Annotated in this window: 24 protein-coding genes and 1 tRNA gene; 12 read left to right on the top strand and 13 right to left on the bottom strand. The window is 44.8% G+C overall.

What is annotated here, in order from left to right:
* Positions 1-6: 6 nt before the first annotated feature.
* From IE164_RS00180 to coaE, 4 genes are read left to right on the top strand one after another with little or no spacing between them, the layout of a single operon-like run.
* Entirely contained in the window at positions 7-537 is a 531-nt protein-coding gene (locus tag IE164_RS00180) for a DUF1573 domain-containing protein (RefSeq protein ID WP_189628165.1), read from the top strand.
* A 13-nt stretch (positions 538-550) separates the two neighbouring features.
* Positions 551-871 carry a preprotein translocase subunit YajC gene (gene yajC, locus IE164_RS00175; protein WP_189628164.1) on the top strand — a complete coding sequence of 107 codons (321 nt, stop codon included), beginning with the start codon at positions 551-553 and terminating at the stop codon, positions 869-871.
* Positions 872-873: 2 nt separating this feature from the next.
* Complete coding sequence (locus IE164_RS00170; protein ID WP_189628163.1) at positions 874-1842, top strand: YbbR-like domain-containing protein; 969 nt, start codon at positions 874-876, stop codon at positions 1840-1842.
* Positions 1835-2434 carry a dephospho-CoA kinase gene (coaE, locus tag IE164_RS00165; RefSeq protein ID WP_189628162.1) on the top strand — a complete coding sequence of 200 codons (600 nt, stop codon included), beginning with the start codon at positions 1835-1837 and terminating at the stop codon, positions 2432-2434. Before IE164_RS00170 ends, coaE begins: the two co-directional genes overlap by 8 nt.
* On the opposite strand, the gene IE164_RS00160 is transcribed toward coaE, so the two are convergent.
* Positions 2423-2683: a hypothetical protein gene (locus IE164_RS00160; protein WP_189628161.1), complete on the bottom strand. Its 261-nt coding sequence runs from the start codon at positions 2681-2683 to the stop codon at positions 2423-2425. The two genes, coaE and IE164_RS00160, sit on opposite strands and share 12 nt — an antisense overlap.
* Positions 2684-2715: 32 nt before the next feature.
* On the bottom strand, positions 2716-3093 hold the full coding sequence (locus tag IE164_RS00155) for a hypothetical protein (protein WP_189628160.1): 378 nt from the start codon (positions 3091-3093) through the stop codon (positions 2716-2718).
* Between the two features lie 288 nt (positions 3094-3381).
* Between IE164_RS00155 and IE164_RS00150 the strand changes: the two genes are divergently transcribed.
* Positions 3382-4197: a pentapeptide repeat-containing protein gene (locus tag IE164_RS00150; RefSeq protein WP_189628159.1), complete on the top strand. Its 816-nt coding sequence runs from the start codon at positions 3382-3384 to the stop codon at positions 4195-4197.
* Between the two features lie 69 nt (positions 4198-4266).
* Here IE164_RS00150 and IE164_RS00145 read toward each other — a convergent pair whose 3' ends face one another.
* From IE164_RS00145 to IE164_RS00135, 3 genes are all read right to left on the bottom strand, one after another.
* Positions 4267-4803 (bottom strand): YceI family protein, encoded by a 537-nt coding sequence (locus IE164_RS00145; RefSeq protein ID WP_189628158.1) that lies wholly within the window; start codon positions 4801-4803, stop codon positions 4267-4269.
* Between the two features lie 243 nt (positions 4804-5046).
* Positions 5047-5122 (bottom strand) — tRNA-His (locus IE164_RS00140).
* A 74-nt stretch (positions 5123-5196) separates the two neighbouring features.
* Complete coding sequence (locus IE164_RS00135; protein WP_189628157.1) at positions 5197-6534, bottom strand: dihydroorotase; 1338 nt, start codon at positions 6532-6534, stop codon at positions 5197-5199.
* Positions 6535-6601: 67 nt separating this feature from the next.
* Between IE164_RS00135 and IE164_RS00130 the strand changes: the two genes are divergently transcribed.
* On the top strand, positions 6602-7900 hold the full coding sequence (locus IE164_RS00130) for a DEAD/DEAH box helicase (RefSeq protein WP_189628156.1): 1299 nt from the start codon (positions 6602-6604) through the stop codon (positions 7898-7900).
* A 58-nt stretch (positions 7901-7958) separates the two neighbouring features.
* Positions 7959-8837, top strand: a complete 879-nt coding sequence (locus tag IE164_RS00125) for a DUF4097 family beta strand repeat-containing protein (RefSeq protein ID WP_189628155.1) — start codon at positions 7959-7961, stop codon at positions 8835-8837.
* On the opposite strand, the gene IE164_RS00120 is transcribed toward IE164_RS00125, so the two are convergent.
* Both IE164_RS00120 and IE164_RS00115 read right to left on the bottom strand, forming a co-directional pair.
* The gene (locus tag IE164_RS00120) at positions 8824-9741 is read right to left on the bottom strand and encodes a hypothetical protein (protein WP_189628154.1); all 918 of its coding nucleotides are present in this window, start codon (positions 9739-9741) and stop codon (positions 8824-8826) included. The genes IE164_RS00125 and IE164_RS00120 overlap by 14 nt on opposite strands.
* A gap of 139 nt (positions 9742-9880) precedes the next feature.
* The gene (locus IE164_RS00115; protein ID WP_189628153.1) at positions 9881-11371 is read right to left on the bottom strand and encodes a M28 family peptidase; all 1491 of its coding nucleotides are present in this window, start codon (positions 11369-11371) and stop codon (positions 9881-9883) included.
* Positions 11372-11555: 184 nt separating this feature from the next.
* On the opposite strand from IE164_RS00115, the gene gcvP reads away from it, so the two are divergent.
* Entirely contained in the window at positions 11556-14459 is a 2904-nt protein-coding gene (gcvP, locus tag IE164_RS00110) for an aminomethyl-transferring glycine dehydrogenase (RefSeq protein ID WP_189628152.1), read from the top strand.
* Between the two features lie 192 nt (positions 14460-14651).
* On the opposite strand, the gene IE164_RS00105 is transcribed toward gcvP, so the two are convergent.
* The 4 genes from IE164_RS00105 to IE164_RS00090 form a co-directional block, all read right to left on the bottom strand.
* A complete protein-coding gene (locus IE164_RS00105) occupies positions 14652-15239 on the bottom strand; it encodes a hypothetical protein (protein WP_189628151.1) in 588 nt (195 codons plus the stop codon).
* Positions 15236-15577: a PadR family transcriptional regulator gene (locus IE164_RS00100; RefSeq protein WP_189628150.1), complete on the bottom strand. Its 342-nt coding sequence runs from the start codon at positions 15575-15577 to the stop codon at positions 15236-15238. Before IE164_RS00100 ends, IE164_RS00105 begins: the two co-directional genes overlap by 4 nt.
* A 312-nt stretch (positions 15578-15889) precedes the next feature.
* The gene (gene lipA, locus IE164_RS00095) at positions 15890-16771 is read right to left on the bottom strand and encodes a lipoyl synthase (RefSeq protein WP_189628149.1); all 882 of its coding nucleotides are present in this window, start codon (positions 16769-16771) and stop codon (positions 15890-15892) included.
* Positions 16772-16839: 68 nt separating this feature from the next.
* Positions 16840-17565 (bottom strand): hypothetical protein, encoded by a 726-nt coding sequence (locus IE164_RS00090; protein ID WP_189628148.1) that lies wholly within the window; start codon positions 17563-17565, stop codon positions 16840-16842.
* Between the two features lie 59 nt (positions 17566-17624).
* Here IE164_RS00090 and IE164_RS00085 point away from each other — a divergent pair, with 59 nt between their 5' ends.
* Positions 17625-18029, top strand: a complete 405-nt coding sequence (locus IE164_RS00085) for an OsmC family protein (protein WP_189628147.1) — start codon at positions 17625-17627, stop codon at positions 18027-18029.
* Here IE164_RS00085 and IE164_RS00080 read toward each other — a convergent pair.
* Positions 18013-18714: a hypothetical protein gene (locus IE164_RS00080; protein WP_189628146.1), complete on the bottom strand. Its 702-nt coding sequence runs from the start codon at positions 18712-18714 to the stop codon at positions 18013-18015. The genes IE164_RS00085 and IE164_RS00080 overlap by 17 nt on opposite strands.
* Before the next feature lie 37 nt (positions 18715-18751).
* Positions 18752-20431, bottom strand: coding sequence for an energy-dependent translational throttle protein EttA (gene ettA / locus IE164_RS00075; protein WP_189628145.1), 1680 nt, complete (start codon positions 20429-20431; stop codon positions 18752-18754).
* Positions 20432-20535: 104 nt separating this feature from the next.
* On the opposite strand from ettA, the gene IE164_RS00070 reads away from it, so the two are divergent.
* The 3 genes from IE164_RS00070 to IE164_RS00060 all read left to right on the top strand — a co-directional run bounded on the left by IE164_RS00070 (position 20536) and on the right by IE164_RS00060 (position 24011).
* Positions 20536-21759 carry a DUF349 domain-containing protein gene (locus IE164_RS00070; protein WP_189628144.1) on the top strand — a complete coding sequence of 408 codons (1224 nt, stop codon included), beginning with the start codon at positions 20536-20538 and terminating at the stop codon, positions 21757-21759.
* A 105-nt stretch (positions 21760-21864) separates the two neighbouring features.
* Positions 21865-22086, top strand: a complete 222-nt coding sequence (locus tag IE164_RS00065; RefSeq protein ID WP_090257868.1) for a DUF2795 domain-containing protein — start codon at positions 21865-21867, stop codon at positions 22084-22086.
* A gap of 173 nt (positions 22087-22259) precedes the next feature.
* Positions 22260-24011 (top strand): GMC oxidoreductase, encoded by a 1752-nt coding sequence (locus tag IE164_RS00060; protein WP_189628143.1) that lies wholly within the window; start codon positions 22260-22262, stop codon positions 24009-24011.
* Position 24012 lies beyond the last annotated feature (1 nt).

The following is a 24012-nucleotide window of genomic DNA, read 5'->3' as shown; positions in this document are numbered from 1 at the left end:
TTACACATGAAAACTAAAGTTTCTATTCTAAGCCTGGGGGCATTCTTACTGTTGCTGTCCGGCTGTGGAAATTCCGAAATGGAAAAGCGATTGGCCAATCTGGAAAGAAGGGTGAATCAGTTGGAAAATGGCAACGTGTCCAGAGGGGTGGTATCTACTCCAAATACCAACGGATCGGCCCAGGGCATAGAAAACAACCTGGCTTCCAATGCCTCTTTCGATTGGGAAACCACAGTATATAATTTTGGAACCATTAAGCAGGGCGAGGTAGTAAACTATACCTTCAAGTTTACTAACAATGGCACAGAAGATCTTCAAATTCAGAGTACTTCGGCCTCTTGCGGTTGTACAGTACCTAACCATACCAAAGAGCCTATTCCTCCGGGAGGTACAGGAGAAATTGTAGTGCGCTTTGATAGCAAGGGAAAATCAGGGCAGCAGAGCCCGGTAATTACCGTAGTGGCCAACACTAACCCACGGCAGGTTCGTTTGAGCCTGAGAGGTTTCGTGGAAACCAATGCCATTCCGGTGCCATAATCCTTAAAAGAATATGATACATAATATTTTAGTACAGCAACCGGCTCCACAAGGTGGTGGATGGATTCAGCAGTTGGTATTGTTTGGTGGAATTGCTCTTGTTTTTTATTTCTTCATGATCCGTCCGCAACAGAAAAAGCAAAAAGATCAGAAGAATTTTATCAATGAGATAAAAAAGGGAGATAACATAGTGACCATTGGAGGTATGCACGGTAAGGTTTATGCCCTTACTGACGATACGGTGACACTAGAGGTAGATAAAGGAGTGAAAATCACTTTCGAGAAATCTTCCATTTCTTTAGAAGCTAGTAAAAGAGCCAATGAAAAAGCATAGTCTTGAGCAAGGCTGAAGACATACTCGATAAGCTCAGAAGGTCTTTCAACGCTCCGAGCACGAAAGACGAAAAAATAAAGGTGGTACTGATATGCTTTGCGCTGTCTACCACCTTTTGGTTTTTCAACGCCCTGAATAAGAACGATTACGTAACCAGGATCAACTATCCAGTGGCCATTGAATACGACCAAACACAATACATAGCCACAGAACCCCTGCCTACGCGAATTCCCATAGAGGTTTCCGGTGGAGGCTGGGATTTAATGACGCGTTCATTCGGTTTCAAAATGAAGCCGGTTCAAATTCGGATAGATCGCCCTACAGAATCGGGCTATTTGCTCACAGCCGGTTTGCGCTCGGAAATTATGCCCGAACTGGAGCCCCTTTCTGTCAACTATTTTTTAAGTGATACGCTACGCTATAAAATAGAGCGGAAGGTAACCCGTGAGGTTTTTGTGCAATACGATACGGCCGCTGTATCGCTCAACGAAAACTACATTAGGAGCTCAGACATGGTCTTGACTCCGTCTACCATTACGCTCACAGGCCCACAGTCTGCTCTGGAAGAAATTGGGGATACCCTTTGGCTCAGAAAAGCAATTGATGATGTTTCGGCCGACTTTGAAGATGATATAGACCTGCCACAACTACCGGAATGGGTAGAGGCCTCTACCAATTCGGTACAAGTGAGTTTTCTGGTTGTGCGCATGCTATCTATGGACTCAGAGCTTGCTGTTGAGACAAGAGGATTTCCGCAGGGTTATGGCCCAAGCCCTCAAAAAGTAAGGGTTCGTTTTAAAGTACCCGAAACAGCGTTTGATGCCACCGATTCATTGCCAATGACGGTACAGGCCAGGTATCGGGAAATGTCGGCAGATTCTACCATTCGCTTGAGAATACAGGTTTTGAACAAGGCATACCGTCAGGTGAGTGCCGAGCCACAAACAGTGAAAGTAACCCGAAATGAATAAGCCACGCTTAATTGGTATTACCGGGGGCATAGGTTCCGGAAAATCTACCGTGACCAAAATGTTTCAACTGTTGGGTGTGCCGGTGTATTATGCAGACGATCGGGGTAAACAATTGATGATAGAGAGCGATACCCTGAGACAGGGCATTGCTGAAGCCTTTGGTGCGGAGAGTTATTTGCCAAATGGCGAATTGAATAGAAGCTATTTGGCTTCAAGAGTATTCTCCAACCCTCAAGAACTGGCCATACTCAATAGTTTGGTACACCCGGCTGTGGCTCAGGACTTCGATCAATGGGCGGCTGGTTATCAGTCGGTGCCTTATGTGCTCAAAGAAGCGGCACTACTTTTTGAAACAGAGAGCTACAAGCAGTTGGATCAGACCATTTGCGTAATGGCACCTAGGGCGGTACGGCTGGAACGTGTGTTACTCAGAGACGAACAGCGCAACAGGCAACAGGTAGAAGATATTATGGAGAGACAGGTGGGGGATGCTCAGCGGAAAAAACTGGCCGACTATCTGATAGACAATTCGGGAAATGCACTTGTAATACCACAGGTGCTTCAAATTCATAAAAGTTTACTAGGCCTTTAGCAAACTTCCAATCTGTATCTGATCGGCATAAAACTTCATACGCGAATGCTGGTAGTCTAACGGTTGAATGCTTTCTATGCGGTCTAGTTTGTGATTGTAGAACACTTCCACAAAGATGTTTTCCAGCAAATAGAGATTTACTTTGTAGCCATAGTAACGAATGGCCAATTGAAAGGCACCATTTCTATACAAATATTCAATCTGCTCGCTCAGTGGTTGTTCAAAAAAGTGCTCTAACTCTTCGTTCATTGCCTTATGAAGATAAGGAAATCAGAAAAAGTCTAATAGTGAAGCGTGTGATAAAAGAGATTTTTTGAAGGGCATGGGGCTTTGTATACGAATATATATACACCCTTGCCTGAATATTGGTTAAGATTCGACTTAAAAATGAACGGATACTTGGTGAGCTTGCTCAGGGTATGTATAGCCAGCCGGAAAGATTCGCAACGCCAGTATTTAAAGTGCTTACATTCATAATCGCTCCGTACCTTACCGGCAACTTTTACAATGTCCTCACTGGTGGCAAGACCCACCTTCCAGATAAACCTATTGTCCATCATCATCATATTAGAGTCGACCCATTTTTTTATCTCCTCAAGGAGCGTCTTTTCAGTGGGGTCATATTCTATTACATGCGACAATGCATAGGTTGTCTTCATTCGTTAAGTCTGGTTTTTAGTGAGTAAACTAAATTTTACAAGAAGTTCGCTGAATTAGGGAACGACACGAAGGAAATATTTAAAGCGCACAAAATCAAGTATATAGCCCTTAAATTCCGCATAATGTCCGATATGTGTGATGAAAGGAAAAGTTGCTTATTACAATTGCTTGCAACACCTTTGACCCAAAAGAAGGGCTATTTCTACATATACCCAGATTTAGGTATTGTCAAGTCCGGGCAGACCGACTAATTATGGGGCATTGTTTTTGTTGCAAAAGGCATTGGCATGAGGACCATCAATAGCAGACAATTTCTCAAAATACTGAAAGGTGAAGATCTGGAGTTTCGTATATCGCAATACCCGGTGCGGCTCGTGGACAAGGTAAAGCTTGAGGGTCTACATTTTCCATACGACATTCATTTCAGAGACAGTGTTTTCCAGGAGTTGAGCTTTCGCAATTGTCGTTTTTCAGGCGACCTGAGTTTTTCAGGTTCCAAAATTGGGAAGCTTAGTCTTCGAGCCTGCGATTTTAGACATCTGTCTGTAAAGCAGACGGAGGTGCTTCAGTTCGAAGTAAAGAAGTCTGTTCAGGCCAAGTCGGTGACAATTGGTGCCTCTGCCATTAATTCGCTGGTCATTGAACACAACGAGGTGTTTGAGTCCATCGAGTTAGGTTGTGAAAACCACATAATGCAAGCCAGTCTGAGCTACAACGGAGACATTCAGAAGAATTCGTTTAAGTCTACCATATTTATTTGCCCGGAAAGGTTCGATATCCTGAAGCTCAAAAACAATTGCGCTGAAATATTGCATGTTGGCACCATTGGTGAGCATGCCCAATTTGAAGTGGAAAACCTTTCGGCCAACCTGCTACTATTTTCCAACTGCAATGGAGAATCTACTAACGTGGCTCTTCGCGGCCTGCGGCCTATCGATCCGGCAGTGGCATCTGTGTGCATTGTTAATTCGGAGCGAATTGTACGACTCAACGATCAGGGAGTGTTCAATGCCTTTAGTCGCATAAAGCGATATAAACATAGCCCCAGCGATCTGCAAGAGACCAAGCAGGGGCTGTTGGGCTTAGAAGGCAGGCAGTGTTAAAGGGGCTATAGAAAAGCCCCGTCCCAAAAGTTGGGAGCAGGGCAGTAGCTTATTGACTAGCATAGGTGTTTAGGCTTGAGTAAGCTGAATGTTTAGCTGAAGCTTTACCCGATCGCCAACTACTACACCACCGGCCTCAGTAACCATGCTCCAGGTTAAACCAAACTCTTTTCGGTCAATAGATCCGCTAATCTCGAATCCGGCCTTGGTTTGTCCGTAACCGTCTACCATAGTGCCTCCATGTTCCACATCGAGCTCCACTTCTTTGGTAATGCCCTTGATGGTGAGTGGTCCGGCCAGTTTGTATTGGTTATCGGCTACTTTTTTCAAAGAGCCCTTAAACGTAATGTGAGGGAATTTTTCTGCATCAAAGAAGTCGACACTTTTTAGGTGATTGTCCCGATCGGATTGGTTGGTGTCTACGCTGGTGGTTTCCAGAGTGAACCCCGCAGTGGCGCCATCAAAATCGTCAGACTCAGCCTCAAGGCTGCCTTCAAAACGGTTGAATTGCCCAGTTACGGTTGAAATAACCAGGTGTTTTACTTTAAACTGAACCTCGCTATGCGTTGGATCAATTTTCCACAATGTTTTAGTTGCTGTTTCCATTTTTCTTTTCTTTCAAGTAATAGTCATCAAACTATATGTACGTACATATAGTTCAAAGAAGCTTTAAATTTTCGAAAAAGCGGTAGGGAAGGATGATGCATATACACCTGAAGTCAAAGGGGATTAAAGCAAGGTTGCCGTAGAGCTTTTGATGGGTTGGTGTATTGAGTTTGTTTCTATCTCCAAAATGAAAAATGTTTCTGCAAACAAAAAAAGCCAGCTACTTGCGTAACTGGCTTTTAAGGGTGGAAGATGGGACTCGAACCCACGACCTCCTGAACCACAATCAGGCGTTCTAACCAACTGAACTACAACCACCGTTTAAACACCGTAGGTGTTTGGGTCTGCAAAAGTAAGTGTTAGATGCGAATTTGCAAATAACCTCTTTTGAAATTATCGAGAAAATAAAAGTCTTTCTCCCGTAGTGCCTTCAATTACCTGTCCGTCACTATACACCAGGTGTCCGTTTACAAAAGTCTTTTCTACACTGGCTTTAAATTGGTGGCCTTCGAAGGGCGACCAGCCACATTTATACAGCAGGTTCGATGGGTGAACCTCCCAGGCTTTGTTCAGGTTAACCACCACAAGGTCGGCCTGATAGCCTTCTCTAATGTAGCCCCTGTTCGTTATCTCAAACAATTCGGCTACCGCATGGGCCGATTTCTCCACTATCTTTTCCAGACTGAAGACTCCCTGATGGTATAAGTCTAGCAAAGCGGGTAGGTTATGTTGCACCAAAGGACCACCCGAAGGAGCTGAAAAGTAGCTGTTTTGCTTTTCTTCCAAAGTGTGAGGAGCATGGTCTGTGGCCAATACATCTATGCGGTTTTCATTCACCGCTTTCCTAATCATTTCTCTGTCTGTAGCTGTTTTTACGGCCGGGTTCCACTTAATCAGGCTGCCCTTTTCCGCATAATCAGCGTCTGTAAACCACAAATGGTGTACACAGGCCTCTGCCGTAATTTTCTTCTCTTTGAGCGGAATGCTATTGTCGAACTGTAATGTTTCTTTGCCGGTAGAAATATGCAGAATATGCAAGCGCGCTCCTGTCTTTTTGGCTAATGCTATGGCAGCCGATGAAGAAGCGTAGCAAGCCTCTTCATTCCGAATTACCGGGTGCATGTGCATGGGTACCTGCTCACCATACTGCTCCCGGGCTTTGGCCGTGTTGGCCCTTATAATTTCTTCAGACTCGCAGTGTGTGGCAATTAGCGTGGGCGAGTTGCTGAAGATATGTTCCAGCGTTTTTTGGTTGTCTACCAGCATATTGCCTGTAGAAGAACCCATGAAAATCTTTACTCCGCAAACATTTTTAGGATTGGTTTTGAGTACCTCATCGATATTGTCGTTAGAGGCACCCATAAAAAAGCTATAATTGGCAATACTGTTTCTGGCGGCAATGTCGTATTTGTGCTGTAGTAATTCTTGTGTCAGCGTATTGGGTACGGTGTTGGGCATTTCCATAAAAGAGGTAATACCACCGGCAACAGCCGCACGCGATTCAGTATAAATTTCTGCTTTGTGGGTAAGGCCAGGTTCGCGAAAATGCACCTGATCATCGATAAGCCCCGGCAATATGTGCAGGCCGGTGGCGTCAATGGTTTGGTCGGCCGCTACATGCTGAAGGTCCTTGCCAATCCGCTCTATTCGCCCGTTGGCTATAAGAATATCCGCTTCAAAAATCTTTCCTTCATTTACCAGGGTTCCGTTGAGTAGTAAGGTAGAGGCCATAAGCTTTTTATTTAGTTGGGGTTTTTTAGCGTAATTGCAGAGCAAAACAAATACGAATCGACTGAAAATGGCAGCAGAAACTCATTTATTTGACGACCTTAAGTTAAATCGACAAATACTTAACGCCATTGATGACCTGGGGTTTGAAAAACCAACAGAAATTCAGTCTAAGGTAATTCCTGTGGCTCTGGCCGGACACGATTTGTTTGGTATTGCTCAAACGGGCACGGGAAAGACCCTGGCTTTTGTTGCGCCCCTGGTAATGAAAGTTAAATATGCTCAGGGAGAGCATCCACGAGCTCTTATTCTTGCACCTACCCGTGAGCTGGTTTTACAAATAGCTGAAAGTTTTAGCGCTTTGGCCAAATATACCGACCTCAGAATGGCAGCCCTGTATGGGGGTGTTGGGCCTAAGACACAGATTGAAGAAGTGGAAAAAGGGGTCGATGTGCTCATCAGCACCCCCGGTCGTTTTCTGGATATCTATTCCAAAGGGCATATAGTGCCGAAGGGTATAAAGACTCTCATTCTGGATGAGGCCGATAAAATGATGGACATGGGTTTTCTACCTCAGATCAGGAGAATACTGGAGGTGGTTCCGCGCAAACGGCAGAACATGTTGTTTTCGGCTACCATGGCCGATAAGGTAGTGAAACTCACCGAGGAATTTTTGGAATTTCCTGAGCGCATTGAAGTGGCTCCTCAGGCCACGGTGGCCGAAACCATAGATCAGGTACTCTATGAGGTGCCCAACTTCAAAACAAAAATCAATTTGCTCATTCATTTTTTGGAGAGCCCCGACTTCTCGCGGGTCATTGTTTTTGTGAAAACCAAGTCGAGTGCCGATAACATTGCCAAGTATATTGAACGAAAGGAGCTTGGCCCCGTACGCGTTGTGCATGCCAACAAAGGGCAGAATAGCAGGATCAATGCCGTAAATGAGTTTAAAGAAGGCGATATACGCGTGTTGGTTTCTACCGATGTTACCGCTAGAGGAATGGACATTTCAATGGTGTCTCACGTCATTAATTTCGACCTGCCTCTTATTTATGAAGATTATGTGCATCGCATTGGCCGAACGGGAAGGGCCGAACAAGAAGGGCAGGCGATTACATTTGCCAATGAAATAGAAATGGTACATGTGCCCAGAATTGAGAAGATCATTCGGCAAGACATTCCACGGGCTGCTATACCTCCGCAAGTAACCATTGAAAAGACTCCTTTTGCTGAGCAACAGGAAATAGCCCGCGCTTTAGATACTTACAGAAAGAAGATGGATCCTACGTTTCAGGGGGCTTTTCACGAAAAGAAGAAGAAGTTTTCCAACCCTTCGAAACCCAAAAAGAGAGGCAGAAGAAAGCGGTAGAAGTGCTACTGTGGTTGGATTTTGCTAAATTCAGCATTCAACTCAAACTCAAAATAGCATGAAACAACTGTTTAGTATTTGTGGAATAGTACTGATGCTGCTGGCCACTAATAACCTTCAAGCCCAGAAAGAAGGCGAATTTCATCTGGATCAAGTTTATGCCCTCGGTGCCAACGGAACGGTGCACCTGGTTTCGTCAGATGCTGATGTTCGGATTACAGGTACCGACAGAAGCGATGTGCACGTGAAAATAGATCGGTTTGAACAGGTGAATGGCATCCGTTCCGGCCGAAGAAGGTTTAGCGTTGAAGTAGAAGAAAAAGGAGGTGATCTGTTTATTGAAGAAAGACGCTCTGGTTCGGTGTCTTTTAGCATGGGCTCTTTTCGTACCGAATACGAAATAGTGATAGAAATGCCAAGCAATGGTTCGCTGCGTGTGCGGGGCGAAGATGATGACTACATTATTAAAAGTATACACGGGGCCATTAGCATAAGCAGTGAGGATGGCGATATTGATATTTACGATACAAAAAGCAGCAATATAGATGTGCGTCTGGAAGATGGCGACTTGCGATTGGCCGGTGGAACAGGGCGCTTTTACGCCAATAGCGAGGATGGCGACCTCGACATTAGGAATGCAGCCTTTACGGAACTGGAAATTGTCATAGAAGATGGGAATGTTTCGTTAGAAACCACCCTAGCCGACAATGGCGTATATGACATTCGGTCTGATGATGCCAATATAGAGTTTACCGTGCTAAGTGGGGGAGGAAAGTTTCTCATTAGCAAAGACGATGGCCGCGTAAACTCAGGCATGGGCTTTACGGTACAAGAAGAAACCGATAATCGGGTGCGCTTGTCGTTGCCGGGAGGCAGTGCCGATGTAGAAATTAGAATCAATGATGGCCGGGTACGGCTCGATACTAAGGTGCGCTAAGCAGTTCTTCTGCTTGCGGGTCGTAGATCCAATCATTTAATGAGGTGCCACCAAGGGCTGAACTACGATTAAGCTTATTTATAGCAGAGCTCAATTCGGGCTCTGTTTTTAGTTTTAGAGGCTCTGTCGATTCAAAAAGTGAAGACAGGTAATTGAGATAGCTAAAATACTGTGAGTCGCCAAAGCCATAGGTGGTTTGCCATTGAAGCAATTTGCCCACCAACTGGTGCTGCGACTGGCACTGAGGAGCGAGGCGTATTATCTGCTGTTCAATCTCGTTCAGTCCAATGGACTGGTAGGGAAATCGCCTGAAGTGTGCCTGTAGGGCCTCTGAGAGATAGGGGAATTCCTGCGAAGGCAGAATAATGTAAGTAAAGAGTTCATTGTGCTGTGGAGAGCAATAGAGTTTAAATACATCGGCTGCAAACACAAACTCACGGGTATTGAGTTTTAGTCGGCTATTGAACAGCTCATTATAATGCTCAGGGTTTAACTGGCCAAGCCCTTTCAGTTGATCTTCGCCCGGTACTTTTCCTGCACAAACCAGTGAAATAGTCTGTCCGGCTTCACGCCTTTGTCCCAGCCACTCAATAAGTGCCAACATGTTGATTTGACAAAACAAATCATATTCAAACCAGAGCACAACTTCTTCATAGTGGGTAATTTGAGAGGCCATTTGTTCAAATGGAGCCTTTACTTCCTCTCTATATTGGTTAGGTTTTAGCTCAAAGAAGCTGGTCATAAACGCTTCTCTTTCCAACCAAAAAGCGTCTGATCCTATCAAGTGGCTCACCGGTCCTTCAGCCAATACTTCTCTCCATACAAAGGTGTCTCCGGCAATTGAACATTGGTTAAAAATGGAAAGAGTACTATCTCCGTTCAGTATATGCAGGGTGTTTTTCATAAGGGGAGGATTTAGAGGTGGGTCTGGGGTAATACCAATAAAAAAGGGCTGTTTCGAAAGCTTATGGTTATTCTCAGTACCCAAATGCGGTGAGAAGTACCCATGCAGGCTCCGAAACGGCCCTTTCTGTACTTAATTCTTAGTCTCTCGAACCGTAGTCCATATCGTCTTCACGATCAACCGGAGTTCTTTGGTCTCTGTTGGCCAGAATCCACGCGGTATGGAATACCAACTGAGCTCTTTTCGCCATTACATCGAAGGCAATTTTATCGACAGTGTCGGTTGGTCTGTGGTAGTCCGCATGTGTTCCGTTAAAGTAGAAGATAATTGGAATACCTTTTTTGGCAAAGTTGTAGTGGTCGGAACGATAGTAGAAACGGTTTCTGTCGTTCGGATCGTCATAACGATAGTCCAGATCCAGGTTGGTATATGTAATATTGGCAAACTCAGAGATCACCTTCAAGTGGCTCGATAGTTTTTCAGAACCGATTACGTATACATAGTCGCGATTGCCTGACTTTTCGTGCTCTGGATCAATTCTTCCAATCATGTCTATATTCAGGTTGTTCACCGTGTTTTCTAATGGGAACAACGGATTGTCAGCATAATAAGCAGATCCCAAAAGTCCTTTTTCTTCACCCGTTACGTTAAGGAAAAGAATGCTTCTTCTTGGTCTGTGGCCTTCTTTGGCAGCCTGAGCAAATGCTTCGGCAATCTCCATTACACCGGTAGTTCCTGAGCCATCATCATCGGCACCATTATTAATCACTGTGCCATCCTCATTCTGGCCAATGTGATCGTAGTGAGAAGATATCACCAACACCTCATCTTTTAAATCGGTACCTTCCAAAAAGGCTACCATGTTTTCGGTATTGATGGTGTTGATTTTCTCTTTAGCAAAAACTCTTACGGTTCCTGTTTTAATTTTTTCAGGGGTTTCTGCATTGGCATTAAGGTCTTCTATAGAAGCCTTGAACATATCGGCTGCAATGGCCTGAGTCAGGTAAAAGGTCATGCTTGGGTCGCCTTTGTATTCTTTGTCAAACCTCAGACGGCCCATCATAAACGCTCTGGCCTGTCTTGGCAGAGTTTGAGTAAACTGATCGTCATCGTTGGCCATCATCATTACGGCTTTGGCGCCCGCTTCTATCAACTTGCCTACGGTGGCTCTGTCTCCGGCCATAGCTACTACAGCTTTTCCATTAAGGTCCATTCCGGCAAAGTCGGTTTTCTTTCCTACATAAACGGCATCGAGCTTCTCCTCTTTGGCCATGTTGGCATAGCCTAAAAAGATAATGTCTTTTCCGTTGGCTTTTTTGCCCGACCGGGTTTTGATGTATACATCAGACCAGTCAGACTGGTACATATCAAATTTTTGTCGGTATGTGCCATTGGCTGGGCCCTCAAGGCCAATTCTTTGGTAGAACTCCTCCAAAAACCTGGAAGCTTTCTTTTGCCCCTCGGTACCGGTTTCTCTACCGCCAAACTCGTCAGAAGCTAAAATGGAAAGCTTGCTTCTCATATCTTCAGGCGTGATGGTGTTGGCATACTTCACGGCTGTTTTGTCTTGGGCATTAGCAATTAGGCCCAAAACTAAAAGTCCGAACAAGGACAGTTTTAATTTCCTCATTATCTAAACAATTTTAGGTTACATTTTTTTAGAGGGCTAAAGCTAATGTTTTTTTAAAACCTAGCCTGCATGACTTATGTATTTGGTCGGCTTTTTTTGCCTTTGATATGTAAGGAAATCAGAGGGTTGTAGCTTACATTTGCAGCACATTTACAAGGAAGTAAATCGAACTAGAACTGGAGATATGACAAAAATTGATTTAAGAAAGACTCAAAGGTTTGAAGACCGCCACAATGGGCCTGATGAGCAAGAGATTGCTGAAATGCTCAAGGTGGTGGGTGCGCCTAGCCTGGATGCACTGATCGATGAAACAGTGCCGGCAGGAATTAGAATGAAAGAACCTTTGAATCTGCCCCTACCTAAGTCTGAATTTCAATTCCTGAAAGACCTGAGACATATTGCCGCCCAAAACAAGATGTTTAAGTCATACATCGGTATGGGGTATTACAATACCATTGTTCCGGGAGTTATTCAGCGCAATATTCTGGAAAACCCGGGATGGTACACAGCCTACACTCCATATCAGGCAGAAATAGCCCAGGGAAGACTAGAGGCCCTCATCAATTTCCAAACCATGGTAATGGACCTGACCGGAATGGAAATTGCCAATGCTTCCTTGCTCGATGAAGCAACTGCAGCGGCCGAGGCTATGTTTATGTTTGCCGGCCAGCGTAAGAAAAATAAGAAAGAGGCTACTACCTTCTTTGTCGATGAAAATACTTTCCCGCAGACCATCAATGTGCTCAAAACCCGATCGGTTCCGGTTGGTATTCAGCTGGAGGTAGGAAAGCTCAGCGAGTTAGATATTACCCGTGACGACTTGTTCGGGGTGTTGATTCAGTACCCTGCGGGTGACGGAAAAGTACTCAACTATCGGTCATTCATAGAGTCGGCTCACGAAAACAACGTATTTGTTACAGTGGCTGCAGATCTTATGTCTTTGGCTCTGCTTACACCTCCGGGCGAAATGGGAGCCGATGCAGTGGTAGGTACTTCTCAGCGTTTTGGTGTCCCTATGGGTTATGGTGGCCCTCATGCAGCTTATATTGCCACACGCGATGAGTTTAAGCGTCATATTCCGGGTAGAATTATCGGGGTTTCTGTAGATAGCCAGGGCAATAAAGCCTACCGTATGGCTTTGCAGACCCGCGAGCAGCATATTAGAAGAGAAAAGGCCACCTCTAACATTTGTACGGCCCAGGTGCTACTGGCCGTAATGGCCGGTATGTATGGCGTATACCATGGTTCTAAAGGTATTAAGCACATTGCCTTTAAAATTCATGGCTTTGCCAAGCTTTTAGACAAGGGCTTGCAGTCTTTGGGCTTCAAACAACTCAATGAGTTCTATTTCGATACCCTTAGAATTGAATGTGAGTCTTCGCTCTCAGAGAAAATCAGAACCATTGCAGAAGTAAACCAGGCCAACTTCAGATATTTTGAAGATGGTGATATAGGAATTGCTGTAGATGAAACTACCCGAGTGGAAGATGTACAGGTGATTTTAGAGGTGTTTGCAGAGGCCACCGGACAGGTAATGGCTTTCGATTTAGATGGCGAGGCTGCCAATCTGGAAGTTGAACTTCCTAAAGAACTGGAGCGTACTTCCGATTTTATGACCCACCCGGTATTTAATCAATACCACTCTGAGCACGAGATGCTTCGATATATTAAGCGACTGGAAAACAAAGACTTGTCGCTCGTTCATTCCATGATTTCTCTGGGCTCTTGCACCATGAAACTCAATGCCACTACTGAAATGGTGGCGGTAACCTGGCCAGAGTTTGGAGATATACACCCCTTTGCACCCACTTATCAGACCAGAGGTTATCACATGATGTTCAACGATCTGGTAGACTGGCTGTCTGAAATCACTGGTTTTGCCGATGTTTCGCTTCAGCCAAATTCAGGAGCGCAAGGAGAGTATGCCGGCCTAATGGTAATTCGAGCATACCATGAGAGTAGAGGAGAGGGGCACAGAAATATTGCCATTATTCCTTCTTCTGCACATGGAACCAATCCGGCTTCGGCTGTCATGGCAGGTATGAAAGTGGTAATTGTGGCTTGTGATGAACGTGGAAATATTGATTTGGACGACCTGAAAGCCAAGGTAGAGCAGCATAGCCAAAACCTTGCCTGCCTAATGGTTACCTATCCTTCTACCCACGGAGTGTTTGAAGAAAGTATCAAAGATATCTGTGCGCTAATTCATGAGCATGGAGGGCAAGTGTATATGGATGGTGCCAACATGAATGCCCAGGTGGGACTTACCAGTCCTGGTATTATTGGTGCCGATGTATGTCACCTCAACCTGCACAAGACATTCTGTATCCCTCACGGTGGTGGTGGCCCCGGAATGGGCCCCATTGGAGTAGCGGCTCACCTTGCGCCTTTCTTGCCGGGCAATCCGGTGGTAGAAACCGGTGGCGATCAGGCCATAACTGCAGTGTCGGCAGCGCCATGGGGTAGTGCCAGTATTTTGGTTATTTCTTATGCCTACATTGCCATGATGGGAGCCGAAGGTTTAACCAATGCTACCAAATTGGCCATATTGAATGCCAACTACATTAAAGCTAAACTTGAGAAGGAGTTTAAGATCCTTTACGCAGGTAGCAAAGGCCGATGTGCCCACGAAATGATAGTGGATTGCAGAGAATTTAAAAACCAGAAGATAGAGGTAGAAGACATTGCCAAGCGCCTGATGGACTATGGCTTCCATGCGCCAACCGTTTCATTTCCTGTAGCTGGTACAGTGATGATTGAGCCAACCGAGTCTGAGTCTAAAGTAGAACTGGACAGATTCTGTGAAGCTATGCTCAGTATTCGTCAGGAAATTAGAGAAATTGCCGATGGTTTGGCCGATGAAGAGCAAAACGTGTTGAAGAACGCACCTCACACGGCCAGCATGGTGTTAGAAGGCCAGTGGGAAAAGCCTTACTCCAGAGAGAAGGCTGTATATCCGGCAGAGTATGTAAAAGAGGCTAAGTTCTGGCCAACAGTGGGTAGAATCGATTCAGCCTATGGCGACAGAAACCTAATGTGTAGCTGTATTCCTGTTTCTGATTATCAGGAAGAGGAAGCAATGGCTTAATAGAGATTTTAGATAATAGAAATTAGATATCAGAAAGGCTGTCCGGAGAATTTGGGACAGCTTTTTTTATGCCGTAAGTTTCATCTCGCTTTTCTGGTAACCGTTGAAGAATCGGTAAGGGAGGTAGGTTAGGCTGAATAGTAATATATGTTCATGGTTCATTGAGTTCAGAGTTCAATAAGATCATATTACTCAGAGCGAATTCAACTCCAACTGGCTGCGCTGATAGCTGTTGTAGAACCTATAAGGTAAATAGGTAATGCTGAACAGGGCAATGGCGGCTACGATTAAGGCTTGTACGGCAGCAAGGTTTTGAATAACCGCTATTTGGGACATCTCCATTTCTTTCATATATGAGATGTAATTTGCTGTCCTGTCCACTTCATCTTCTAATATCATGGAAAGTTCGTTTTGCGACTGTGCTAATTCTCGACTGAGGTTGGAGTTGATCTTTTCGTGATATGTTAGCGATCCTAAAAGTAAGGCCAGCATTAGACACATGGCACTCAGGTATCCTCCTATATAAGCTATTTTCTTAATCATAATATTGTGTTTTGGGGTGGTTAAAATCTTTAAATCTCTTTCGAGTTGGTAGGGAGAGTCTGGAAGAAGTTTTTGTTTGGCTCTTTCAAAACTCGTCTCAAAATCCAGCTTTTCGCTGTCCATAGAGAATTCAATCTCCGTTGCCAAATGATCGGTCAAATCGTCCATCAATTCCAGATCGGTAAAGCCTTTAGATTTCAGGTAGGCTTTGATGTAGTTTACATGAGGCCCGGTCATGATAATGCTGTTTTAGATTTACCGAACAATAGGGCCAGAGTGCTCTGAAAGTCTATTACTTCCTGAATGGCAGGGCTTACTACAGTCTTACCTTTCTCCGTAAGACTGTAGTATTTCCTGATCCTGTTGCCCACATTCACGGACTCTGTTTGTAGATAACCTTCCTTGGTCAGCGCATGTAAGCTGGGATAAAGTGAACCTTCTTTAATGAGTATTTTGCCTTCGGAACTCGCCTTTACGTGCTGTACAATCTCATAACCATACATTTTTCCATTATCTGCAAGCAGCTTGAGAATAATAGGTTTGAGTATGCCTTTTAATAGTTCTCTTGAATACATAGAACAATAATACATTGTAATTCTATGTATTGCAAATTATTTTCTTTCTTATCCATGAGCTAATCCAATTGATGGGCCATTCAAGTGTGGTTCATTCCATTTCTGAATACAAAAAAAGCCGCAGAATAGCGGCTTCTTAATATCTCAATACTTTGTATAGGGTTTCATTTAAATCGCTCCAGTGTTCTAGCCACAAGCTGTGACCTCACAGCGTCTTTTAACAACCATTTGTGAAGACACAAATGGAGGCAAGATTCAGAAATACATTAAGTAAGTAACCCTGGCGCTGTATTCGGTTGTCAATTGTCTCATCTACACATGCACGTGTCTTTCTGCATGGTAAGATGATCTTACTAATGGGCCAGACTCTACGTACTTGATTCCTCTTTTTTCACCCTCTTCTTTGAAGAAAGCAAATTTATCGGGGTGTACATACTCGATTACTTCATGGTGGCGCTTGGTAGGTTGTAAGTATTGGCCCAGGGTGAGCACATCGAGACCTACTTCTACCAAATCGTCCATTAGGCGGAACACCTGCTCATCGGTTTCACCCAGTCCTAGCATAGCTCCTGACTTTGAGCGCTTGCCATATTCCTTTATTCTTCTGAGCTCTTCCAGGCTTCTGTCGTATTTGGCTTGTGGTCGCACCGGACGATACAGTTCTTTCACCGTTTCCATATTGTGTGAAACCACCTCCTGACCTCCATCAATCATTCGGTATAGCGCATCCCAATTGCCTTTTACATCGGGGATAAGCGTTTCGATAGTGGTTTCCGGACTTAGTTTTTTGGTTTCAACCACGGTTTGATACCAAATTTCTGCCCCACGGTCTTTCAGCTCATCGCGGTTTACCGATGTGATCACCGCATGCTTTACTCCCATTAGTTTAATGGCTTCTGCTACCCGCTTAGGCTCCTCTGCATCGTATTCAGGCGGTCTACCGGTAGCTACTGCGCAAAATGTACATGAACGAGTACATACATTACCCAATATCATAAAAGTGGCTGTGCCGGCTCCCCAACACTCGCCCATGTTTGGGCAGTTTCCACTTTCACAAATGGTGTGCAGTTTATGGTTATCTACCAGCTTGCGCACTTTGGCATATTCAGGGCCAATAGGCAGCTTAACCCTTAGCCAGTCTGGCTTTCTCCTTTTATTTTCAGCGGGTTTCGATACTACAGGTAATTCAATCATCTGGCGTTCCTCCGACTATATGAACACAAAGGTAAGGCAAAGGTTCCAAATAAAAAGAGAGTGCTCTACTATCTTCTCTTACCAAAATAGATGGCAATAAAGGCGGCTGTGTATACGCTTTGGTTGTCGGCCAACGGAAGTATTTCTATTTCGCGGGTATAAACATCGGCAGTAAAGCCCATTTCAAAACCAAATACTCTCTTTTTGGTGGAATTGGTTTCGAAGGTGAGGGAGGCTTTGGCATGTAGCCCTAAAACAAATTTGGTCTGGCCAAGGCCGCGGAAGGGGCCTGCACTGCCTACTATAAATGGAATGGCGTGTTGGTTATTGTGAGGGTCGTATTGTTCTTTTTGGTTTTGGCTTATCTCAATGTAATACGGTATTTCCATACCAATGGCAGGACCACCAGCCACCAGAGCTGTTACACGGGCTCCTTGCTGCGGGGCTTTTTTGAATAATATTTTTTCTCTTCCATAAGTTGGCCGAAGGCTTACGAAGTAATTTGACTTACCAAACACATAGGAGCTTCCTGTAAAAGTGGTTTGCTTGGCTTCTCGCGGATGTTTAATATTCACCATTTCAATGCCCCAGTGCGAGAGATTATTATTGCCTAAAAAACTGGAGTGCCTGAAGTAAAACCCACTAATGAGTCCGCCATTAGTTGCTTTCACAATGCCGAAAACATTTTCTGTTTCGTAATCCTCGTCTATAAACTGTTGTATCTGTTGCCCAATGGCCAAATGGCTCAGGGAAATTGTCACCAGAAGAAGAAAGACTTTTTGTATGTTGCGCATCAGTTAGAAGCTGGCTTTGAAATGTTGCTAAAGTAACGAAAAATTATTGTCGATAGTTTATGAAAACAGTTGAGACCAAATATGAAGGAGGGCTTAGAACCTCTTCAGTACACCTTCAATCTAAGAACACTTTTCACACCGATGCTCCCCTAGATAACAACGGAAAAGGAGAGACTTTTTCTCCAACCGACACTGTGGCTGCGGCTCTGGGCGCTTGTATGATGACCGTTATGGCCATTGCAGGTGAAAAGAAAGGATGGGATATGAGCGGTATGCACCTGGCTACACAAAAAATAATGGCGGCTAATCCGCGAAGAATAGCCGCCTTAAGAGTAGATTTTTATTGGGATAATTGTGCGGTCAGTGATGAAGATCGCTCATGGATCAAAGAAATAGGGCTCAATTGTCCTGTGGCTTTGAGTCTCCACCCTGACCTAAAGCAGGAAATTACTTTCCATTTTTAGCCACCCAGTTGATCACCTTACCGAGGTCTTCGGCTTCGGTGAGTTTTATCTTGTTTTTACGCATGAACTTCTTCAGGGGAGCCTCATCGGCATAGGGAGCCATAAGTTTAAAAAAGTCTCCTTTGGTTTGAGGAACGGCCGTCCACACATCGTTCAGATTAATATAGAACTCGTTGGCCATTTCTACCCTGTCGTATGGGTTACCCATGTCCATTACCGGATCATAGTCTCTTGGTTTAAATTCCAGGTAGTACTTTATCCATACGTATTCAGAGCTCTTTACTGTTTTAAAGAACCCTCCATACTCACTCTTTGGCCAAACCAACCTAATGTTTACAAAGGCCTCTTCCGGCTTATCGCCCGATTGCAAAAACCAAAAGCGCTTTACTTCTTTCAGACTGTAAATCTGTTCTGAGCTGGCGTGCTCCAAGGTTTCGTTTTCTACATTGTATTTATAGAAGCCTTCTATCATTGTGCCATCCAGTAACTCAATTTTAGTCATGCGCTCATCCATATACAGGTGTGGTTCATATGGAATCATGATGTTCATAGGAACCCGGCTTCTTATGGTAAAGCGACCGGCCCCACTAATGTAGTCTATCGGGGTTATTTGAGCGGCCAGATCATTTGCTCCAAAAGCGGCACAAATAACCATGCAGGCCATGAGTTTTTTAAATCCTTTCATGGTTGATAAATTAACTATTCTGATACTTTTTTTCAATTTAGCCTAGCTTTTTGTAGCGAATGCGCTTTGGTTCAGTATCGCCCATGCGTTTTTTACGGTTTTCTTCATACTCGGTATAAGAGCCTTCAAACCAGTAAACCTGTGAGTTGCCCTCAAAGGCTAGAATGTGCGTACAAATACGATCCAGGAACCAACGGTCGTGCGAAATAATTACGGCACATCCGCCAAAGTTTTCCAAGCCCTCTTCCAGGGCTCTCAAAGTATTAACGTCCAAATCGTTAGTTGGCTCATCTAGCAGCAATAAATTTGCACCCTGCTTTAAGGTTAATGCCAGGTGCACCCGGTTGCGCATACCTCCGGAAAGTTCCGAAATCTTCTTGTTTTGGTCGTTTCCGCCAAAATTAAAGCGACTCACATAGGCTCTCGAATTAATTTGTTTTCCACCAAGATTAATAAGTTCGTTGCCTTCAGAAATCACCTCCCACACAGTTTTGTTGGGGTCCAGCTTGGTATGCTCCTGATCTACATAGGCTATTTCTACTGTTGGGCCCACTTCGAAAGTGCCACTATCCGGCTCAATTTTACCGGTGATCATATTGAATAGTGTGGTTTTACCTGCACCGTTGGGGCCAATTATTCCCACAATTCCCCCTTGAGGCAACGAGAAGTCCAGGTTTTCATAAAGCAGCTTATCGCCAAACGCTTTGCTCACTCCCTTGGCATCGATAACCTTAGCACCCAGTCGGGGCCCCGGAGGAATGTAAAGCTCCAGTTTTTCTTCTTTTTCGCGTCCTTCTTGGCTCACCAGTTTGTCATAGGCACTCAATCGGGCTTTGGCCTTGGCCTGGCGACCTTTGGGAGACATACGTACCCATTCGAGCTCGCGCTGAAGGGTTTTTTGTCGCTTAGATTCTGTTTTCTCCTCATCGGCCAAACGCTTCTGCTTCTGTTCCAACCAGGAAGAGTAGTTGCCTTCCCATGGAATACCCTCACCCCTGTCAAGCTCAAGAATCCAGCCCGCTACGTTATCGAGGAAGTAACGGTCGTGGGTTACCGCTATCACTGTTCCTTTGTATTGCTTGAGATGTTGCTCTAGCCAGTGAACCGATTCGGCATCGAGGTGGTTGGTTGGCTCATCGAGCAGGAGAACATCCGGCTCCTGAATAAGCAGCCTGCAAAGGGCCACCCTTCGTTTTTCTCCTCCAGAGAGGTTGGCAATTTTGGCATCGGCCGGAGGTGTGCGCAGCGCATCCATAGCCCTCTCCAGTCGTGAATCCAGATCCCAGGCATTGTGCTGATCCAGTAGCTCTTGTACCCGTCCCTGGTCTTCAATAAGCTTATTCATGGCATCACCATCGGCCAAAACCGCTGGGTCGGCAAACTTCAAATTAATTTCTTCAAACTCCTGAAGCAGTTTTATCACTTCACCGGCACCTTCTTCTACCACTTGCTTTACCGTTTTTTCCGGGTCTAGCTGTGGCTCTTGCTCCAACATGCCCACGGTATATCCGGGCGAGAAGACTACTTCGCCCTGGTAGTTTTTATCTACTCCGGCAATTATCCGCAGCAGAGAAGACTTTCCGGCTCCGTTTAAACCGAGTACGCCAATTTTGGCACCGTAGAAAAAAGACAGATATATATTTTTAAGAACTTGTTTCTGAGGCGGATAGATTTTGCTGACTCCCGCCATTGAAAAGATGATCTTTTGGTCACTCATAGTGTGAAATTTTGGCTCAAATATGCTAAAAATTAAGCTCGATAGAAGTGCTCTTGATTGATTTACTTATTTTCGGCCACTTTAAAGTACCATAGTTATCTCAAGTGGAATACGGTTACATAAAAGACGGAAAGGTTTACAGAAAGAGCTTCCTTGATTTTCCTGAAAGAGAGATAGGAACAGTTAAGGAAAGCGAAGAGGCAACCATACAATACTTCACACAAAAGTTTGAAGCCATTGTTAGCGAGGTAGAAGATGTAAAGTCTAAAGTGGAGGAGCATGCCAACAAAGGCTCATTCTTAATAAAGGTAATTAACCTGAAAGAGAGCCTTGGCAATGTAGATGCACTGGGCGACTTTGAAGCACTGTACCATGCGCTGGAACAGTTGGAGACTGAACTTAATGAATACATTGCTCAAAACCGGCATAAAAATTTACAGATTAAAACAGCTCTGTTGGAGGAGCTTAGGGTGGTTGCGGCCAGCCACGAATGGAAGTCGGCTACCGAGGCTATTAAGGATGTGCAGCAGCGGTGGATGAAAACCGGAGCTGTAGAAGTAGAACACCGCGAACGAATTGAGGGGGAGTTTAAACAGTTGGTAGGCAATTTCTTTGATCGTAGGGCAGCCTTTTATGCCGATTTGGAGAAAATGATGATCGAAAAAGAGGCTGACTATGAGGCTTTTCTGAATCAGGCTGCCAAGCAGCTTGCTGAAACGCCAGCTCATAAGCTTCGGGCGGTGCATGGAGATTTAAAAAAGAGATGGAAAGAACTGGGTAAGATTAAGCCCGACAGTCACTCCGCTTTTTGGGAGAAATTTCAAAAGCTCTTGAAAGATTCTCTGAGAAAAGCAAAGCAGCAGTCGGGGCAGTCACCGGAAGAGAGCCGAAAACTCAAAGAGGCACTTGTGGAAAGGTTGAGACAGCATAGTGAAGAGCTGGTGCCTAAAGTTGAACTTAGAAAAATTCAGGGGGAGTGGAAGTCGATTGGTTTTCCGGGAAAGGAGGCCAATAAAAAACTTCAAACTGAATATAGAAAGCTAACCATGCTTATCGGTGAGAAGCAGTTCTTAGACCGCCTGTTAAATAAGAAGGCGCGTAAAGGAATGAACGAAGGTGAGAGAGAAAGCTTGAGAATTAAGCTTTTACAAGACCTGCTTTACAGAGATACCACCGAGCTGAAAACTTTTGAAGAAAACGTGGTCAAATTCAATACAGCCAGTGGGCTAGATTCACTGCTAGACCGAAAGTTGGCCGACCAAAAAGAGAAAGTAGCCATAAAAAGAACTTTACTTAGTCAGCTTAAAGATGCAAAAAAAGCCTCTTAGGGTATCTATTTGGCTGATTATCATGGTATTCTGAAAAATTGACGGTTAGCGTTTGAATTTTAAATTTTTATTCTATTCTTTTGCACGCCAATAAAAAAAAGAGAGATGTACTGGACACTAGAATTAGCATCATATTTGGAGGATGCACCTTGGCCGGCCACAAAAGATGAATTGATCGATTTTTCGATTCGTTCAGGGGCTCCTTTAGAGGTGGTAGAAAACCTGCAAGAGCTCGAAGATGACGGCCAACCGTACGAGAACATAGAAGAGATTTGGCCAGATTATCCTACCAAAGAAGATTTCTTCTTTAACGAAGACGAATATTAAAAGAACTCAAGCCCTGCCACTTCGCAGGGCTTTTTCATTGCCTCTTCTCCTGCAAATCTCACCTGAGATACCACCATTCTATTTTTTTTAATCCATTCTCCCTATATTACTCGTCTATCCACTTTCGCGCTGGATTGTATGAAAAATTAGTTGACATTCTAAAGAGTAATTCGATGAATTTAAACCTACGAGCAAAGCAGGAGAGAACCTACGATGCTATTGTGGTGGGTTCAGGAATTAGTGGAGGCTGGGCAGCCAAAGAGCTGAGCGAAAACGGCCTGAAAACACTGGTTCTTGAGCGTGGCCGCAAGATTGAGCACATTAAGGACTATCATACTGCTACTATGGACACCTGGGACTTGCCCAACAGAGGCAGAACACCCAGAGAGGTGATTGAAAAAGACTATCCGAAACAAAACCGTACCGGATACACCACCGCTGAAGCCCATAGGCATTTTTTTGTGAAGGACAGTGAACACCCTTATCAGGAAGATACCCGCTTCGACTGGATGCGAGGTTATCACCTTGGTGGACGATCAATTACATGGGGACGCCAGAGTTATCGCTGGAGCGATATAGACTTTGAAGCCAACCTCAAAGATGGCTTCGGGGTAGACTGGCCTGTACGATACGCAGATATTAAACCATGGTACGACTATGTGGAAAAGTACATAGGAGTAAGTGGCGAAAACAGAGGGTTTAAGCAGTTGCCTGACGGACAGTTTTTACCCCCAATGGAAATGAACTGCGTAGAGCAGCACTTCCAAAAAGCTGTAGAGAGTAAGTGGAACAACCGTTGGGTAACCATTGGCCGAACCGCACACCTCACCCAACCGTTAAATCAGGCCTATCCCGATCATAAAAACCCGGGCCAGAGAAGCCAATGCCTTTTTAGAGACCGATGCATGAGAGGGTGCCCTTATGGAGGTTATTTCTCCAGCCTTTCTTCTACCCTGCCGGCTGCTGTGGCCACAGGCAATGCTACGGTAATGACCGATGCTATAGTGCATGAGGTGATGTATGACGACAGCACCGGAAAAGCCATTGGCGTTCGCGCCATAGACCAGAACACCAAAGAGTCTACCGAATACTACGCCAAGGTAATTTTCCTTTGTGCTTCGGCCATTGCCTCGGCAGGTATATTGCTACAGTCTAAGTCGTTGCGCTTCCCCAACGGACTCGGCAACGATAGTGGCGAACTAGGACATAATATAATGGATCACCACCTGGGAGTTGGAGCCGGTGCCAGAGTAGAAGGGTTCGAAGACAAATACTACAAGGGAAGAAGAGCAAATGGTATTTACATTCCTCGCTTCCGAAATCTTGGTGGTAGCTCCAATATGAAAAACTTTGTGCGAGGCTACGGTTATCAAGGGTCTGCTTCAAGAGAAGGATGGGGTCGTAACATTGCCGAAATGAGAGTAGGCCGTGTAGGTGGCAACATTAAAGATGCTTTGATGGAGCCAGGAGGCTGGACCATGGGCTTTATGGGCTTTGGAGAGGTGCTTCCGCAGCATAAGAACTACATGTATCTGGATTATGACAACCTGGATCAGTGGGGACTACCTCAAATGAGGTTTGATGCCGGCAACTTCCATGAAAACGAATACGAAATGCGTAAAGACATGGCCGCAGCAGGAGCCGAAATGCTTGAAGCTGCAGGTTTCAAAAACGTGTATACGTATGATAATGGGCCTAACATGGGCTTGGGTATTCACGAAATGGGTACTGCCCGAATGGGTAGAGATCCGAAGACCTCAGTAACCAATAAATGGAACCAGGTGCACGCTTGTAAAAACGTGTTCATGACAGACGGAGCATTTATGACCTCGGCCTCTTGCGTAAACCCATCGCTTACTTACATGGCTTTTACCGCAAGAGCAGCCAATTATGCAGTAGATCAATTGAAAAAAGGAAAACTTTAAA

Source organism: Roseivirga thermotolerans (genome assembly GCF_014653175.1).
GTDB lineage: Bacteria > Bacteroidota > Bacteroidia > Cytophagales > Cyclobacteriaceae > Roseivirga > Roseivirga thermotolerans.
Note: the sequence above shows the minus strand (reverse complement) of the source record. Positions and strands in the feature narration are given on the sequence as shown.